Source organism: Agrobacterium sp. 20P9.1.2 (genome assembly GCF_057799395.1).
In genome coordinates this window covers 13,509-29,809 of the sequence record NZ_JBYOKI010000005.1, presented here as the reverse complement: position 1 = coordinate 29,809, position 16,301 = coordinate 13,509, and the positions used below count along the sequence as shown (strand labels likewise).

General features: G+C 59.5%; 14 protein-coding genes. 7 read left to right on the top strand and 7 right to left on the bottom strand.

Annotation, left to right across the window (positions count from 1 at the left end):
- Positions 1-11: 11 nt before the first annotated feature.
- From AC27VJ_RS15080 to AC27VJ_RS15070, 3 genes are all read right to left on the bottom strand, one after another.
- A complete protein-coding gene (locus tag AC27VJ_RS15080) occupies positions 12-677 on the bottom strand; it encodes a GntR family transcriptional regulator (RefSeq protein ID WP_488684714.1) in 666 nt (221 codons plus the stop codon).
- A gap of 113 nt (positions 678-790) precedes the next feature.
- Positions 791-2,749, bottom strand: a complete 1,959-nt coding sequence (acs, locus tag AC27VJ_RS15075) for an acetate--CoA ligase (protein ID WP_488684713.1) — start codon at positions 2,747-2,749, stop codon at positions 791-793.
- A 56-nt stretch (positions 2,750-2,805) separates the two neighbouring features.
- Positions 2,806-4,140, bottom strand: a complete 1,335-nt coding sequence (locus AC27VJ_RS15070) for an SLC13 family permease (RefSeq protein WP_488684712.1) — start codon at positions 4,138-4,140, stop codon at positions 2,806-2,808.
- Between the two features lie 193 nt (positions 4,141-4,333).
- Between AC27VJ_RS15070 and mdcA the strand changes: the two genes are divergently transcribed.
- The 7 genes from mdcA to AC27VJ_RS15035 are packed head-to-tail and all read left to right on the top strand — an operon-like array spanning position 4,334 to position 10,288.
- Entirely contained in the window at positions 4,334-5,965 is a 1,632-nt protein-coding gene (gene mdcA / locus AC27VJ_RS15065; protein WP_488684711.1) for a malonate decarboxylase subunit alpha, read from the top strand.
- Between the two features lie 9 nt (positions 5,966-5,974).
- Positions 5,975-6,304, top strand: a complete 330-nt coding sequence (gene mdcC / locus AC27VJ_RS15060) for a malonate decarboxylase acyl carrier protein (RefSeq protein ID WP_488684710.1) — start codon at positions 5,975-5,977, stop codon at positions 6,302-6,304.
- The gene (locus AC27VJ_RS15055; RefSeq protein ID WP_488684709.1) at positions 6,301-7,182 is read left to right on the top strand and encodes a biotin-independent malonate decarboxylase subunit beta; all 882 of its coding nucleotides are present in this window, start codon (positions 6,301-6,303) and stop codon (positions 7,180-7,182) included. The genes mdcC and AC27VJ_RS15055 overlap by 4 nt, the downstream gene beginning before the upstream one ends.
- Positions 7,179-7,892 (top strand): biotin-independent malonate decarboxylase subunit gamma, encoded by a 714-nt coding sequence (mdcE, locus tag AC27VJ_RS15050; RefSeq protein ID WP_488684708.1) that lies wholly within the window; start codon positions 7,179-7,181, stop codon positions 7,890-7,892. Before AC27VJ_RS15055 ends, mdcE begins: the two co-directional genes overlap by 4 nt.
- Positions 7,879-8,526: a malonate decarboxylase holo-[acyl-carrier-protein] synthase gene (gene mdcG, locus AC27VJ_RS15045; protein WP_488684707.1), complete on the top strand. Its 648-nt coding sequence runs from the start codon at positions 7,879-7,881 to the stop codon at positions 8,524-8,526. Before mdcE ends, mdcG begins: the two co-directional genes overlap by 14 nt.
- Positions 8,523-9,380: a triphosphoribosyl-dephospho-CoA synthase MdcB gene (gene mdcB / locus AC27VJ_RS15040; protein ID WP_488684706.1), complete on the top strand. Its 858-nt coding sequence runs from the start codon at positions 8,523-8,525 to the stop codon at positions 9,378-9,380. The genes mdcG and mdcB overlap by 4 nt, the downstream gene beginning before the upstream one ends.
- Positions 9,377-10,288, top strand: coding sequence for an ACP S-malonyltransferase (locus tag AC27VJ_RS15035; RefSeq protein ID WP_488684705.1), 912 nt, complete (start codon positions 9,377-9,379; stop codon positions 10,286-10,288). Before mdcB ends, AC27VJ_RS15035 begins: the two co-directional genes overlap by 4 nt.
- Positions 10,289-10,305: 17 nt before the next feature.
- Here the strand turns inward: AC27VJ_RS15035 and AC27VJ_RS15030 are convergent, their stop codons facing one another.
- From AC27VJ_RS15030 to kdpB, 4 genes are read right to left on the bottom strand one after another with little or no spacing between them, the layout of a single operon-like run.
- Complete coding sequence (locus AC27VJ_RS15030; RefSeq protein ID WP_488684704.1) at positions 10,306-10,992, bottom strand: response regulator; 687 nt, start codon at positions 10,990-10,992, stop codon at positions 10,306-10,308.
- Positions 10,989-13,682, bottom strand: a complete 2,694-nt coding sequence (locus tag AC27VJ_RS15025; protein WP_488684703.1) for an ATP-binding protein — start codon at positions 13,680-13,682, stop codon at positions 10,989-10,991. Before AC27VJ_RS15025 ends, AC27VJ_RS15030 begins: the two co-directional genes overlap by 4 nt.
- 5 nt (positions 13,683-13,687) lie before the next feature.
- Positions 13,688-14,257, bottom strand: coding sequence for a potassium-transporting ATPase subunit KdpC (gene kdpC, locus AC27VJ_RS15020; protein ID WP_488684702.1), 570 nt, complete (start codon positions 14,255-14,257; stop codon positions 13,688-13,690).
- A 2-nt stretch (positions 14,258-14,259) separates the two neighbouring features.
- Positions 14,260-16,296 carry a potassium-transporting ATPase subunit KdpB gene (kdpB, locus tag AC27VJ_RS15015; protein ID WP_488684701.1) on the bottom strand — a complete coding sequence of 679 codons (2,037 nt, stop codon included), beginning with the start codon at positions 16,294-16,296 and terminating at the stop codon, positions 14,260-14,262.
- Between the last annotated feature and the right edge of the window lie 5 nt (positions 16,297-16,301).

Here is a 16,301-nt window from a genome sequence, read left to right as displayed (position 1 = left end):
GTCTGCATCGATTATTCGGTGATTTCCTCACCCGTCATCTGCATGAACCTTGCCAATGCCACACCGGCATTCAGCATGTGTTCGCGCATGATGAGGCTCGCCTGATTGGCATCGCCCTGCATGATGGCGCGGATGATCGCTTCATGTTCCCGGTTCGAGGAATGCAGACGTTCGGGATAACGCAGCTGCGTGCGACGAAACGGCAACAGGCGCGCGCGCAGTCTCATCAGTTCCTCAAACAGAAAATCATTATGGGCGCTGCGATAAAGCAATTCGTGAAAGGCGAGGTTCAGCTCGTCATATTGCTCGAAATTCGCATTTTTTGCGGCGTCCGATGCCCTCTCTTGAATGTGAAAAAGCTCCGCTCTTTCGACACCGGTGATGCGATGGGTGGCGAGACCCACGCACATGGCCTCGATTTCCGCCGTCACTTCGAACATCTGCATCAGGCGCGGCAAGGTCAGCGGCAGCACGAAAGCGCCCTTGCGCGGGCGAATTTCCACAAGGCCGCTCGCCTCCAACTGCCTCAGCGCTTCTCGCACCGGGGTTCGCGACGCGGAAAAGCGGGCGCTGAGCGTTCCTTCCTCCAGAACGGAGCCAGGCTTGATGACACCGGTGGAAATCTCGTCCGACAGCACGATGCGAATATGTTCACTGATCGAACTGGCGGTGGTCATCGGGCCTTTTCTCCATTGCACAACGTCTGCATATCCCGGCAATCCGCCGGGCCATTATCGAATGGTGCACTAGCATCGTTTTAGCGATAGCCAAAGTTCCAAGTCGAGACCGCCTAAGCAGCCTGCGCCTTATTCTGCCTGTTCTCGATGAGATCATCGACGACGGCCGGATCGGCCAGCGTGGACGTATCGCCCAGCGAGCCAAAGTCATCCTCTGCGATCTTGCGTAGAATGCGGCGCATGATCTTGCCCGAGCGGGTCTTGGGAAGTCCCGGCGAGAACTGGATCTTGTCGGGCGTGGCGACGGGACCGATTTCATTGCGCACATGTTTGACGAGTTCGGCGCGCAGCGCATCGTCTCCGGTTTGCCCCGCCATCAGCGTGACATAGCAATAGATGCCCTGTCCCTTGATGGAATGCGGGTAGCCCACCACCGCAGCTTCCGAGACGAGATTGTGCGAGACCAGTGCCGATTCGACTTCTGCCGTGCCAAGACGATGGCCGGAAACGTTGAGGACGTCATCGACGCGACCGGTGATCCAGTAATAGCCATCCTCATCGCGGCGGCAGCCGTCGCCGGTGAAGTATTTGCCTTTGTAGGTGGAGAAGTAGGTGTCGATGAAGCGCTGGTGATCGCCATAGACCGTGCGCGATTGGCCGGGCCAGCTGTCGGCAATACACAGATTGCCGTCCGCTGCCCCTTCCAGCACCTTGCCCTCGGCATCGACCAGTTGCGGCTGCACGCCGAAGAAGGGCCGCGTGGCCGAGCCGGGCTTGAGATCGGTCGCACCCGGCAGCGGCGTGATCAGAATGCCGCCGGTTTCCGTCTGCCACCATGTATCGACAATCGGGCTCTTATCCTCGCCCACCACATGGTAATACCATTCCCAAGCCTCTGGATTGATCGGTTCACCCACCGTGCCGAGAAGCCGCAGGCTGGAGCGCGAGGAGCGCTTGACGAACTCGTCACCCGCGCCCATCAGCGAACGAAGAGCTGTCGGGGCGGTGTAGAAGATATTGACCTGATGTTTGTCGATGACCTCCCAGAAGCGGCCCTGATCCGGAAAGTTCGGCACGCCCTCGAACATCAGGGTCGTGGCGCAATTAGCGAGCGGGCCATAGACGATATAGGAGTGGCCCGTCACCCAGCCGACATCGGCGGTGCACCAGTAGATATCGCCATCGTGATAATCGAATACATATTCATGCGTCATCGACACATAGACGAGATAACCGCCCGTGGTGTGCAGCACACCCTTCGGCTTTCCTGTCGAACCTGAGGTGTAGAGAATGAAGAGCGGGTCTTCCGCCTTCATCTTCACCGGTTCGCAATGGGGTTTAACAGAGGCCACTTCCTGATGGTACCAGAGGTCGCGGCCGGGCGCCCAGTTGGTCTTGCCGCCGGTGCGGCGCACGACCAGTACCTTGTCCACCTTCACATGCTGTTTGGCGGCGATGTGAATGGCCTTGTCGGTGTTTTCTTTTAGCGGGATCGGCTTGCCGCCGCGCACGCCCTCATCGCAGGTGATGACGAAGGTGGATTCGCAATCGACGATGCGGCCTGCCAGCGCATCCGGAGAGAACCCGCCGAAGACCACCGAATGCACAGCCCCGATGCGGGCGCAGGCGAGCATCGCATAGGTCGCTTCGGGGATCATCGGCATGTAGATCGTCACCCGGTCGCCCTTCTTAACGCCGTGCTTCTTCATCACATTGGCCAGACGACACACCGCGTCATAAAGCTGATTATAGGTGATCTTCTTGTCGATATAGGGATTGTCGCCTTCCCAGATGATCGCGGTGCGCTCGCCATGGGTCTTCAGGTGCCGGTCTATGCAATTATACGAGACATTGGTCAGCCCGTCCTCGAACCACTTGATCGGCACCTTGCCCTTGAACGAGGTGTTCTTCACCTTCGTATAGGGCTTGAACCAGTCTATCCGCTTGCCATGCTTGCCCCAGAACTTATCGGGATCCTCGACGCTCTGCTCATACCATTTCAGGTATTTGTCGTTGTCAACAAGGGTGCGTTTTCTCGTGGCTTTGGAAACCGGATAGATATTCTGGGACATGAGGCCTCCAGCTTTGCTGTTAACGAAGACTGACGGGTGGGTGGTTCAGGCTGGCTTCAAAGCCAGCCCGGAGCCACGAAGACGAGCCATGCGAGAAGTGGACCCGCAGCAACGACCAGAGCGCTGTAGTAAAGCAGCGTCTTGAAGAACTTCGTCTGATCCACATTCTGGGCATTGGCCACGACGAGCGCGCCGTTTGTCGAGAAGGGCGAGACATCAACGATGGTGGCGGAAATGGCCAGCGCCGCAATCATGCCCGGCGTTCCGATTTCACCCTGCATCAGCATCGGCACCGCAAGCGGGATCATCGCACCCATGACGCCGACGGACGAGGCAAAGGCCGAGACGATGCCGCCGATGTAGCAGAGCAGCAGGGCTGCGAGGAGCGGCATGGCAAGCGCGGACACACCGTTACCGACGAAAGTAATTGCACCGGACTTCTCAAGCACGCCGATATAGGTGATGACACCGGCAATCAGCAGGACCGTGGACCATGCAATCTTGTCAACGGCACCCTTCTGGCCACGCGGGCAAACCAGTGCCAGAACGACGGCAACGCACATAGCGACCAGACCGACATTGAGGCTGAAGGCAAGAGACAGGATGGCGAGAGCCGCAAGACCGGTCAGTGTCAGCGCCTGCTCGAGATCGAGCTTGCCCGTAGTGGTGACTTCGGTCAGTTCGGTTTCGCGCTGGCGCGGATCGACTGCCATGTGGCCGCCACTGCCGCGCACATCCACCGACACGCCGGGCATAAACACATTACCCGCGCCGTTGCCGACAGCCGCCGTCTTCGACTTTCTGCCGAGGACGAGGAATGCACCGATGGCGATCAGCAGGTTGAAGCCGAGGCTGGCGAGGAAGAGTACCGTTTCATCGCCCGGCAGACCAGCGCGTGCAACCACCTGATTGGTGATGCCGCCATAGATACTGATGGGCGAGAAGCCGCCACCCTGCGCGCCATGAATGACCATGATGCCCATGAGCAGCGGATTGATGCCGTATTTGGCCGAAAAGCGCAGCGCAATCGGCGCGATGATGGCCACAGCCGCCGGGCTGACAGCGCCGATGGCGGTCAACAAAGCCGAGACGAAGAACATGACCCATGGAATAGCCGATATTTTGCCACGCACAGCGCGAACGCAGGCCTGAACCAGCCAGTCAATCGTGCCGTTGTTCTGCGCGATGGCGAAGAGATAGGTGATACCGACGAGCGTGACGAAAAGGTCACCCGGAAAACCTTCGAAAATCTGTTTGACGCTCATGCCCACGACGAGCGTGCCGATGATGAACGAGAGCGCAAAACCCAGCGCCCCCATATTGATCGGCAGGGCCGTCGCCACGATGAACATGACGGCAAGCCCGAGTATTGTAATGACTTCTGATGACATGACAGCTCCTCCCAAAGCCAGGGGTCAAGTGGAAGCGGCACCCTCTTGCCGTTTGCCATCGCATGCGGCGTCCCCGCACAACCCATACCCTTATGTATGCGCAAAAATTACAAATAGGCAATAATGAATTTATACGTTGATATAATTTAAGCTTGAGCATACATATAAGTATAAATGCAGTGGAGGCGCATTCATGTGGAATAAACTTGCGACAAACCGCGCCAGCCGATTGGAGCGAGCATCACCGCTCGCCAATGGCAAAGTAGTCAAGGCAGATGCCATTACTGCGCTTTTGGAAGCGGTGATCGAGCCGGGCGACAGGCTGTGCATAGAAGGTAACAACCAGAAACAGGCCGATTTTCTGGCAAAGGCGCTGACGAATGTGAACCCGCAAGTGGTTCATGATCTACACGTCGTGCAATCCGTGTTGGCGCTGCCGGAACATCTCGACGTCTTCGAAAAGGGCGTGGCATCCAAGCTGGACTTCTCGTTTTCGGGGCCACAAGCGGCGCGTCTGGCCCGGCTCTTGAGCGCCGGTCAGTTGCGAATCGGCGCGATCCATACCTATCTCGAACTCTTTGGCCGTTATTTCACCGACCTGACCCCGCGTGTGAGCCTCGTCTGTGCGCAAGCCGCTGACCGGGCGGGCAATCTCTATACCGGCGGCAATACGGAAGACACGCCTGTCATCGTTGAATCGACGGCATTCCGGCAGGGCATTGTCATCGCGCAGGTCAACGAAATCGTGGATGTTCTGCCGCGCGTCGATATTCCGACCGATTGGGTGGATTTCGTCGTCCAGAGCCCGAAGCCGCATTATATCGAGCCGCTATTTACACGCGATCCAGCCCAGATTTCCGAAATCCAGGTGTTGATGGCGATGATGGCCATCAAGGGAATCTATGCCGAATATGGTGTGACGCGCCTCAACCACGGCATCGGTTTCGATACGGCAGCCATCGAGCTGATCCTTCCTACCTACGCCGAAAGCCTGGGACTAAAGGGCAAGATCGCCACGCACTGGGCGCTTAATCCGCATCCAGCACTGATCCCGGCCATCGAGGCGGGCTTTGTTCAAAGCGTTCATTCCTTCGGCTCGGAACTGGGTATGGAGGATTACATCCGTGCCCGGTCGGACGTGTTCTTCACCGGACGCGACGGCTCCATGCGCTCCAACCGGGCGCTGAGCCAGACTGCAGGACTTTACGCCTGCGACATGTTCATCGGCTCGACCTTGCAGATCGATCTTGACGGCAACAGCTCCACCGCCACGCTTGGCCGTATCGCCGGTTTCGGTGGCGCGCCCAATATGGGGTCGGATGCGCGAGGCCGCAGGCATGGTTCAAAAGCTTGGCTGAAGGCAGGTGAAGAAGCGGCCACTGGCAGCATGCCACGCGGTCGCAAGCTGGTGGTGCAGATGGTGGAAACCTTCCGCGAGCATATGGCCCCGGCCTTCGTGGAGAAACTGGACGCCTGGCAGCTGGCGGAATCAGCGGGTCTCGATCTGCCGCCGGTGATGATCTATGGCGACGACGTGACCCATGTTCTGACCGAGGAAGGCATTGCCAATCTGCTTTTGTGCCGCACACCGGAAGAGCGCGAGCAGGCTATTCGCGGCGTGGCGGGCTATACGGCTGTTGGCCTTGGTCGTGACAAGCGCATGGTGGAAAATCTGCGGGATCGTGGCATCATCAAGCGGCCTGTCGATCTGGGTGTCGATGTGTCGCTGGCGACCCGCGATCTTCTGGCCGCCAAATCTATGAAAGATCTCGTCCGCGCATCGGGAGGCCTTTATCGCCCCCCTGCCCGGTTCAGGAACTGGTGAGGTTGGACAATGGAAAAACTGGAATATGAATTCGAGGGCGGCACCGTTCTGGCGGCGCGCAACAAGCCCATTCTATCCGGCGTTCTCGGCTCCGGAAATCTCGAGGTTCTGGTCGAAGCCTGCGACCTCTCCGGCAAATGCCGCGTGGAAGTGGAAACGGCGGCAGTCGGTTTCGGCACGATCTGGCAGGCGGTGCTATCCGATGTCTTCGACCGCTGGAAGATCGGCGACGTAAAGGTTTCGATCAACGATGCGGGTGCCACGCCCGCCGTGGTGGCACTACGGCTGGACCAAGCACTGCACGCCTATTCGGGCAGAAGCAGCGAGGCGACATCATGAGCAGGAGTTGGTACGAAGCAACGGCGCGCGAGCGCATCGATGGTTTGCTGGACGCAGGTAGTTTCATCGAACTTCTGCCGCCGGAAGACCGCATGATGAGCCCGCATTTGCGTGTTCTCGGCTCCCCTGCCGCCTTTGACGATGGCGTGGCGGTGGGCAAGGGCACGCTGGATGGCAAACCCGTTCTCGTCGCGGCGCAGGAAGGTGCCTTCATGGGCGGCGCGGTGGGGGAGGTGCATGGCGCCAAGATCACTGGCTTGCTGGAACGCGGGCTGGATGAAAAGCCGAGCGCAGTGTTGCTGCTACTGGAATCCGGCGGCGTGCGGCTGCATGAGGCCAATGCCGGGCTGATCGCCGTCTCCGAAATCATGCGCGCAATCCTCAATCTGCGTGCGGCGGGCATTCCGGTGATCGTGCTGGATGGCGGGCGCTACGGCGTCTTCGGTGGCATGGGCATTGCGTCGCGTCTTTGCTCGTCCATTGTCATGTCGGAAGAAGGCCGCCTTGGTCTTTCCGGGCCTGAGGTCATCGAGACGACCATGGGTGTGGAAGAGTTTGATGCGTCTGACAAGGCGCTGGTCTGGCGCACCGTGGGCGGCAAACACCGTTATATTTTGGGCGAAACGGCAGGGCTGGTCTCTGACGATATGGATGCGTTCAGGAAGGCTGCGATTGCGCTCCTTGGTACGGCGAAACCTCTCGATCTCGAGGCTATCGAAGCCGAACATGCCGAGCTTGCTGCGCGCCTGAGTCGTTTTGGCGGCGTGCAGGACGCAACCGACATCTGGTCGGGGCTGGATATAGCCAATGTGGAGCAGATTCCGCTGATGACGACCGAGGAGTTTCATACGGCTGTCGATGGGAGGAAAAGCGCATGATAACGCCTGAAGCACTGTTCGACTGCCTGTTTCCACAGGGACACGACATCGCCTCCGACGGCCTTTTCTTTGCAGGCACCGCCAAGACCGGTTCCGAAACCGTATCGATCATCGGCACGCGTGAGAAAGCCCATATCGGGATCGATCTCGCCATGCGCATGGCGGCTGAAGTCATCCGTATCATGAAGGAGCGTCCGGGAAGCCCGATCCTGCTTCTGGTGGATACCGCCGGGCAGAAAATGGCGCGTCGCGATGAGTTGCTTGGGTTGAATGGCTACATCGCACATCTGGCAAAATGCATCGATGTGGCGCGCAGGCGTGGACATCGGATCATCGGCCTCGTCTATGGTGAAGCTGTCAGCGCCGGTTTCCTGTCCTCCAGCCTTCTGGCGGATGCGTGCTATGCGCTGCCGGAGGCCGAGGTGCGGGTCATGAACCTGCCTGCCATGTCCCGCGTCACCAAAATTCCCGTCGAGCGGCTGGAGGAATTGTCGAAGGATAGCGCGGTGTTTGCGCCCGGTGTGGCCAATTACGTTGCTATGGGTGCGGTGCGTGAGACCTGGGACGGCGACCTTGCCGCCGCCTTGGTGGAGGCGCTTGAGGAGCGGCAAGACCCGAACAGCGACACCCGCCGCGACTACGGCGAACAGCGCAAAGGGCGCACCTTGGCGCGCTCCGTTTCTCAACGGGTGCGGCATGACGCGGCCTGACAGGCATCGCTTTGTCACCCTGAAACCGTCATGGCGCGACCATGCGGAGATTTCCCCCTGCGGCATGGCAGGGGGCGATGTGCTTTTCGACTGGATCGACGAGGGTCGTCCGCTGGTGGTTGCTTCTTCTACCGCTGGCGATGAGGTGACCACGGTGCGTCTTGGCGTTTCGACACCGCAAAAACAACGTTATGGGCTTCGAGTGGGGCTGGACGCCATCGACAAGCTTTTGCCGCCGGTGACGCTTGAGGCTGCGGCAGGCAGTGCTCCCGACGAGTGGCAACCAGCGATAAACGCAGTTTTGAAGGTGGCAGAGAAGCACGGATTTTCTTTGTCGGTGTTCGGGTCGCTGGCGTGGTCGCATTTATCCGACGAAAGCCATTTGCGCCCGACCTCTGACCTCGATCTTCTGGTCGTCGCGCCTGCAAGCACCGATGCTCTCACGGGTATCTGGGCGCTACTCAATCTGGATAGCCTGCCACGTCTGGATGGCGAACTGGTTCTCGCCAATGGGGCGGGCCTCAATCTGCGCGAATATGCCGGACAACCCGCTCATGTGCTGGTGAAGCGGCATGGCGGACCGGAACTGGTCTCGCTGGCCAAACTGATGAAGCTTGAAGGGATGGCCGCATGAATATGATGCTGTCCAACCTTCTCGAGCAACCTGATGCCCCACGCGATATCAGCCGCACCATTGGCAGGCTGGCGATCCGGGCGCTTTATACTGAACTCGCGCTTTACCCCAAGCCCGGTCTCGTCAGCCCCATCGACAATGGCGCGCATAATGACATGACCATGGCGACCTTTATGCGCAGCCTGTTTTCGCTGAGAAGCTATTTCCCGCAGATCGCTTCGGCAAATGAGAACGGTTTCGCGAGTTTGCAAAAACTCGGCATCGACGCCGAACGGCGGATGATGGCTGCAACGGCCGGGATCAACACACATCGCGGCGCGATCTTCAATCTTGGCCTTTTATCAGCCGCTGCGGGATATCGCGTTTCGAACAATCTACCGCTTGATGCTAACGCTATTTGCCAGACCGTGGCCGACCTGTGGGGCGCCGATGTTCTCGCTAGCGAGCCCGTCGATTCCAACGGCTCACGCGCACTTACCAAACATGGCGGCGATGGTGCGCGGCAGCAGGCGGCGGGTGGTTATGCAGTACTTCGCGATGTCTCGCTGCCAGTCTTTCGGGACGCATTACAACGCGGAGGCAGCCGAACAGCCGCTTCGCTACAAAGCTTCTTCGCCATCATGTCCGTCCTCAACGACACGAATATTCTGCATCGCGCTGGCCGGGACGGCCTCGATTATGTGCAGAAAGAAGCGCGTAATTTCCTGTCATCAGGCGGCGTGTTCGCGCCGGATCATTTGGCGAGGGCAACCGATCTTCACCGCGCCTTCTGCACCCGCCGGATTTCGCCCGGCGGTGCTGCCGATCTCTTGTCCTGCACGATCTTCCTGCATGATCTGGAAGCGCTGCCATGACGCTCGGCATCCTCTGCCCCGGCCAGAGCGCACAGGCACCCGATATGATCGACCGTCTGAGGGGCGAGCCCGAAGCCGCAACTGTGTTCGATGCCTTTCATGATGTTATGGGAGCCACAATCGATGCGGTTTTGAGCGAGGGGCGTCTTCACGAAAACGCAATCGCCCAGCCGGTGATCTGCGCGGTCGAACTGGCCGCTTTCAGCGTTATCAAGCACACCGTTCCATATCCCTCCTATTTCGCCGGTTACAGCATCGGGGAACTGGCGGCCTATGGCTGTGCCGGGTCAACCAGCGCGAAGGACCTCATCCGCCTTGCAAGCCTCAGGGCAAAGCTGATGGATGAAGCCTACCCGGCACCATCAGGCATGATCGCCATCCGTGGTCTGCGCGAGGCGACGCTGGCACCGATCTGCACTGCCAATACCGTCCATATCGCCATCTGCAATGGCGACGACCGCTTCGTCGTCGCTGGCCCCGTAGAGAATATTGCAGCGGCAACGGTTGATGCCGAACGGCATGGCGCACACGTTACGCGTCTGCCCGTGAAGGTGGCGTCTCACACACCGCTGATGCACACCGCCGTTTCGGCTTTTGCAAAGGCGTTAGAAGAGACGGAATTCAAAAACCCAACCGCCCCTGTTTTGGCAGGCATCGACGGCGCCTCCGTCCGCTCGCGCGACATGGCAATCCAACGGCTTTCGGCACAGTTGGAAACACGCATCGATTGGCGGGGCTGCATGGAAAGCCTGAAGGAAATCGGCTGCACGACGCTGCTGGAACTGCTGCCCGGCGGTGACCTTTCGTCCATGGCAAAAGATCGACTGCCATCGATCTCCTCACGCTCGATGATCGAGTTCAAATCCATCGATGCGGCGGCAGAGTGGGTTTCCCGCAAGGAAGCTTGAGGCGTGTGATCTCTGGACTAATCGCTGACCAACCGGTACCCGACACCCGGCTCCGTCTGGACTATTCTGGGCTGGGCCGGATCTCGCTCGACCTTCTGTCGAAGCTGGCCAATGAAGACGCGCAGATAATGCATGTCTTCCTCATGCGCGGGACCCCACACAGAGGTCAAAAGCGTTCGGTGGGTGACGACACGGCCTGCATGGTGGGCAAGAAGCGTCAGCAGATCATATTCCTTTGGAGTGAGCCGAATGGCCTTGCCATCTCGGGAAACGATGCGCTGGACCATATCGACCGTCAGCCCGTCGGCATTGACGAGTGACAGCGTCTTGCTGGCATTGCCGACATGGCGCATGGCGGTGCGGATACGGGCGGTCAGTTCACCGATGCTGAAGGGCTTTTCGATGTAATCATCGGCACCGAGATCGAGTGCAGCGATTTTTTCGGTTTCGCGGTCGCGTGCCGAAAGAATGATGATGGGAATGGTGGACCAGCCGCGCAGACTGCTGATGACGTCCTTGCCGTCCATATCAGGTAAGCCGAGATCGAGAATGACGACTTCAGGTGCGGCGGTGGCAACCGCTTTCAGGGCATCCGCGCCGGTTCCCGCTTCGATGACTTCGTAACCAGCCGCTGCCAGGGCAGGCCGAAGAAACCGCAGGATTTGCGGCTCGTCGTCAACGACAAGGATGCGGGCAAGTGTCATGGCGATCCTGAATTCCGGTCTTTTTCCTCTATCGGGAAACGCATGACAATGCGAGTGCCTCTCTTTCTGACAGCGGGGCTTTCGGCATAAATATGCCCGCCCAGCGCCTCTACGAAACCGCGGGCGATGGACAGCCCAAGGCCGGTGCCGGGCGAACGACCGTCGGATTTCGAACGTCGGTAGAATTTCTCGAAAATGCGGTCGAGATCGGCAGCGGGAATGCCCTTGCCCATATCTGTCACGGAAATCGCCACCTCTTTTCCGTCCCTGCGGACGTAGATATTGACGGGTTCACCGCCTCCATATTTGGCGGCATTGTCCAGAAGATTGAACAGAACCTGTTCAAGCAGCACGCTGTCTCCCCGCATCAAGGGCAGATCTGTTGCGATGCCTGTTTCGAAGGTCTGGGCCGGAAAATATTTCCGCGCCCGCTCGGTTGCCGAACGCACGACATCACCCAGATCCACCCAATCCCGCTTGGCTTTGAGGGTGCCCGTGGAAATCCGCGTCATATCCAGCAGGTTGGCGACGAAGCGGCTGAGCCGTGCCCCCTCCTCCTCGATGGATTGCAAAAGATCGTCGCGGCTTTCCGGCGTCATCCGTTCGCCCAGTTCGCGAAGGCTGGTCACCGCGCCAGTAATCGTTGCAAGCGGCGTGCGCAGATCATGGGAGATGGAGGATAGCAGGGCATCCCGGTAACGTTCGCTTTCCAGCCGCAGTGACTGTTCGGCACTTTCCGAGGAAAGGCGCGCGCGGTCGATGGCCGTTGCCGTCTGGTCGATGATGGCGGAAAACATGCGCTCGGCATTGGAATCCAGCGCCTCATCGCCAACCTCGTAACCGCAAACGCCGACAACGCCATGCGGGCTGGTAAGCGGCCTAAACTGGAAACGGCAATTCGGCAAAGTGCCGGTCCCGGCACCGGCTGGTTCCTTCTTCGTGTTGGCCCAGCGGGCGGCAGCGATTTCGGCGATGCCCAGCTCCGCATCCGGCGGCCATGCCGCTGCGGTTTCCAGAGCGTCGCCATTGGGCCGAAGCAGAACGATGTTGCGATTGATACCTGCGTGCAGCTGCGTGACCGCGGCCCACAGGACTTCATCGACATCGGCTGTACCGGATAGTTTGCGGGCGAAATCATAAAGTGCCTGCATGGCGGCGGCACGAGAGCGCGCCGTCTTTGCCTGTTCGCGAATGCGCGAGCCGAGGCTGCCTGCGAGAACCGCTGCGACAACGAAGATAAAGAGCGCAAAAACCTCGTGCGGCGAGGCAATGGTGAAGGTGTAGAGCGGCGGAATGAAGAAGAAATTATAGGAGAGCGCAGACAGTAGTGCTGCCATCAAGGCGGCGGCGAAACCGGCATAGGTGGCGGCACCGAGCACGGCGATGAGAAACAGCAGCGAAATATTCGGCAGATAGACGATACGGTCGATCAGCGCGCCGATCAAGGCGGCGGGCAGCACGCATAAAAAGGCAATACCGAAGGGCTTGGCGAGTGTCGGAAGGCGCGGCCAGACCGGTTTTGGCCTGGCACGATGCGACGTCTTTTCATCGGCGGTGACGAGGTGCAGGCCGATGCCGCTCGTTTCCCGGGTCAGCGCATCGGCAAGGCTTGTGCGCAGCGGGTTTCGCCACCATTGACGGCAATGGGATCCGATGACGATCTGTGTGGCGTGTTCGCGCTTGGCGAGTTTCATGATTTCGGTCACGAAATCGCTGCCGGTCACACGCCGTGTTTCGGCACCCAGCTTTTCCGCCAGCCGGAAGGTATCGTCTATGCGTCGCAAATCCTCGTCATTCATGGTTTCCCGGTCGGAATGGGAAATATTGACGACCAGCCAAGGCGCGTTGAGGCCCGAGGCAAGGCGGCTGGCAACGCGGACGACTTTTTCGGACAGATCATCGGCACCGATGCAGACGAGAAGCCTTTCCGCCGTGGCCCATGGTCCTTCGATGGCGTTCTGGCGCAGATAATCGATCATCTGATCGTCCACCCGGTCTGCCGTGCGGCGCAGCGCCAGTTCTCTGAGCGCTGTCAGGTTTCCAAGCCGGAAGAAACGGTCTGCGGCGCGGCGCGCGCTGGCAGGTAGATAGACCTTGCCGTCCTGCAGACGGGTGATCAGCTCTGCGGGTGGCAAGTCCACAAGCAGGACTTCATCGGCCCTTTTCAGCACCGTATCTGGAATTCTCTCGCGCACATTGACGCCGGTGATCTGGGCGACAAGATCGGACAGGCTTTCCAGATGCTGGATGTTGAGCGCCGTCCACACATCGATACCGGCATCGATGAGTTCATCGATATCCTGATAGCGCTTGGGGTGCCGGAAACCTTCCGGGTTGGAATGCGCCAGTTCGTCCACGATGATGATGCGGGGCTTTCGGGCCAGCGCGCCATCCAGATCGAACTCCTCCAATTGTTTGCCATGGTAGGACACGGAAAGGCGGGGCAATATTTCCAGCCCTTCCAGAAGGGCCGAGGTTTCGCTACGGCCATGGGTCTCGGCCAGCCCGACGACGATCTCCGTACCGTCAGCACGCAATCGCTGAGCCCGGTTCAGCATCGCATAGGTTTTGCCGACACCGGGGGCTGCACCCAGAAAAATCGTCAGCTTGCCCCGGCGGTCTTTATCCGCCAGGGCAAGCAATGCGTCAGGGTCGGGACGGTTCGTCTCGTAGGGCTCGTTTGTCGGCATCCGTATCAGCTCTTGAGCGCATCCAGCGCAAGGTTAAGCTCTAGCACATTCACGCGCGGTTCGCCGACAATTCCAAACACCCTGTCTTGCGTATGGCTTTGAACCAGCGCACGAATTTGCTCCGGCGCTAGCTGCCGCGCAAGTGCCACCCGCGCAACCTGCGCTTCGGCAAATTCCGGGGTGACATGGGGGTCGAGGCCGGAACCGGATGTGGTGACAGCTTCGGCTGGAACTAAGCCGGTGATGCCCGCAGCACTTAACCGTCCGATATCACCTTCCACACGGTCTCGCAGCTTGGCCGATGTGGTGCCGAGATTGGAGCCGGACGAGGCGGAGGCGTTGTAAGGGTCCGGCGATGTGGCGGACGGACGAGGCCAGAAGTAACGCTCTGATGTGAAATTCTGGCCAATAAGGGACGAACCGATTACGGCATCGCCACGACGAATGACGCTACCATTGGCCTGTTCCGGCATCACCGTCTGGGCGATGCCGGTGACGGCGAGCGGATAGGCAACGCCGGTTACGAGTGTCAGCAAGACGAGAAAAACGAAAGCGGGTCTGAGAAGTTTGAACATGATTACACCAGATGCATGGCCGAAACGGCGAGGTCGACGATCTTGATTCCGGCGAATGGCAGCAGCAGTCCGCCCAGACCGTAAATCAGGAGATTTCTACGCAGAAGCAACGCGGCGCTTGTTGGCCGGTAGGCGATGCCCTTCAGCGCAAGCGGGATGAGCGCGATGATGATGAGCGCGTTGAAGATGACGGCAGAAAGAATGGCCGATTGCGGCGTGGACAGGCCCATGATGTTGAAGGCCGCCAGTGCCGGATAGGTCGTGACGAACAGAGCAGGGATGATCGCGAAATATTTGGCGACATCATTGGCGATGGAGAAGGTCGTCAGCGAGCCACGGGTCATCAGAAGCTGCTTGCCGATTTCAACGATCTCGATGAGCTTGGTGGGGCTGGAGTCGAGATCGACCATGTTGGCGGCTTCGCGTGCCGCCTGCGTGCCACTTTGCATGGCCACGCCGACATCGGCCTGCGCCAGCGCTGGCGCATCATTGGTGCCATCGCCGCACATGGCGATCAGGCGACCGCCTTGCTGTTCGCGGCGGATATAGGCCAGTTTGTCCTCGGGTGTTGCTTCGGCCAGGAAGTCATCCACACCGGCTTCCGAGGCGATAGCGGCGGCAGTGACCGGGTTATCGCCTGTGACCATGACGGTGCGGATGCCCATGGCACGCAGTGCCGCGAAACGTTCCTTGATGCCAGGCTTCACCACGTCCTTGAGGTGAATGACGCCAAGCAGACGATTGCCATCGGCCACGCCGAGCGGCGTACCGCCTGACCTGGCGACACTGTCCACGGCCTGCATGAACTCAGCCGGGGCTTCCTTGTCCGAGATGCCTGTGAATTTCAGCACGGCATCGATTGCGCCTTTGCGCAGACGATGGGTGCCCATATCGATACCTGACAGGCGCGTCTGTGCGCTGAAAGCGATGGTTTGATCGGCCACGGCCTTCGGTGTTGCTAGGCCGAACTCACCCGTTGCCAGCGCAGCGATGGAGCGGCCTTCCGGAGTTTCATCGGAGAGGCTGGCAAGAAGGGCGGCTTCGGCCAATTGTTGCGGTGTGACGCCCGGTGCGGGAATGAAATCGGACGCCATACGGTTACCGAAGGTGATGGTGCCGGTCTTGTCCAGCAGCAGCGTATCCACATCGCCCGCCGCCTCGACCGCACGACCGGAGGTGGCGATGACGTTGAAGCGAACGAGGCGGTCCATACCAGCAATACCGATGGCCGAGAGCAGACCGCCGATTGTCGTTGGAATGAGGGTTACAAGCAAGGCAGCCAGCACGGTGACCGTGAGGACCGTGCCCGAATAGCCTGCAAGGCCCCAGATGGTAACGACGACGATGAGAAACACCAGCGTCAGGCCCGATAGCAGGATCGAAAGCGCGATTTCGTTTGGCGTTTTCTGGCGTTCTGCACCTTCGATCAGCGCAATCATGCGATCCACGAAGCTTGCGCCCTGTGGCGTGGTAATACGGATTTTGAGCTGGTCGGACAGAACCTGCGTGCCGCCGGTGACGGCAGAACGGTCGCCGCCGGATTCGCGGATAACGGGCGCGGATTCACCGGTGATGGCGCTTTCGTTGACGGAAGCGACACCCTCGATCACCTCACCATCGCCGGGGATAAGCTCCCCGGCATCTACGATGACGACGTCCCCTACCTTCAGCGCAGTGGCGGGCACCGCCTCCTCTTCGCCATTGGCACCAATACGTCGGGCAGTGAGATCGGACCGTCCGCGCTTCAGGCTTTCCGCTTGCGCGCGGCCTCTGCCTTCAGCGACGGCTTCGGCAAAGGTAGCAAAGAAAACCGTGAACCACAGCCAGGCGGCAATCTGGCCGGAGAAAACTGCCGTGCCGTTGCCGGTGACGAGATCGCGCAGAAACAGGACAGAGACCATCGCCGCCACTACCTCGGTCACGAAGATGACCGGCGTGCGCATGAGCTGTCTCGGGTCCATCTTCACGAAGGCCTGCTGTGCGGCGGGCCCGATGATGGAAAGATCGAAAAGACCAGGTTTTGCTGGCTTTTGTGACATGAATT

Coding starts and splice junctions, on each gene's coding strand:
- kdpC (WP_488684702.1), bottom strand. CDS start 14,257: ATGTTCAAACTTCTCAGACCCGCTTTCGTTTTTCTCGTCTTGCTGACA.
- mdcC (WP_488684710.1), top strand. CDS start 5,975: ATGGAAAAACTGGAATATGAATTCGAGGGCGGCACCGTTCTGGCGGCG.
- AC27VJ_RS15025 (WP_488684703.1), bottom strand. CDS start 13,682: ATGCCGACAAACGAGCCCTACGAGACGAACCGTCCCGACCCTGACGCA.
- mdcE (WP_488684708.1), top strand. CDS start 7,179: ATGATAACGCCTGAAGCACTGTTCGACTGCCTGTTTCCACAGGGACAC.
- mdcG (WP_488684707.1), top strand. CDS start 7,879: ATGACGCGGCCTGACAGGCATCGCTTTGTCACCCTGAAACCGTCATGG.
- AC27VJ_RS15070 (WP_488684712.1), bottom strand. CDS start 4,140: ATGTCATCAGAAGTCATTACAATACTCGGGCTTGCCGTCATGTTCATC.
- AC27VJ_RS15055 (WP_488684709.1), top strand. CDS start 6,301: ATGAGCAGGAGTTGGTACGAAGCAACGGCGCGCGAGCGCATCGATGGT.
- mdcA (WP_488684711.1), top strand. CDS start 4,334: ATGTGGAATAAACTTGCGACAAACCGCGCCAGCCGATTGGAGCGAGCA.
- kdpB (WP_488684701.1), bottom strand. CDS start 16,296: ATGTCACAAAAGCCAGCAAAACCTGGTCTTTTCGATCTTTCCATCATC.
- acs (WP_488684713.1), bottom strand. CDS start 2,749: ATGTCCCAGAATATCTATCCGGTTTCCAAAGCCACGAGAAAACGCACC.
- AC27VJ_RS15080 (WP_488684714.1), bottom strand. CDS start 677: ATGACCACCGCCAGTTCGATCAGTGAACATATTCGCATCGTGCTGTCG.
- AC27VJ_RS15030 (WP_488684704.1), bottom strand. CDS start 10,992: ATGACACTTGCCCGCATCCTTGTCGTTGACGACGAGCCGCAAATCCTG.
- AC27VJ_RS15035 (WP_488684705.1), top strand. CDS start 9,377: ATGACGCTCGGCATCCTCTGCCCCGGCCAGAGCGCACAGGCACCCGAT.
- mdcB (WP_488684706.1), top strand. CDS start 8,523: ATGAATATGATGCTGTCCAACCTTCTCGAGCAACCTGATGCCCCACGC.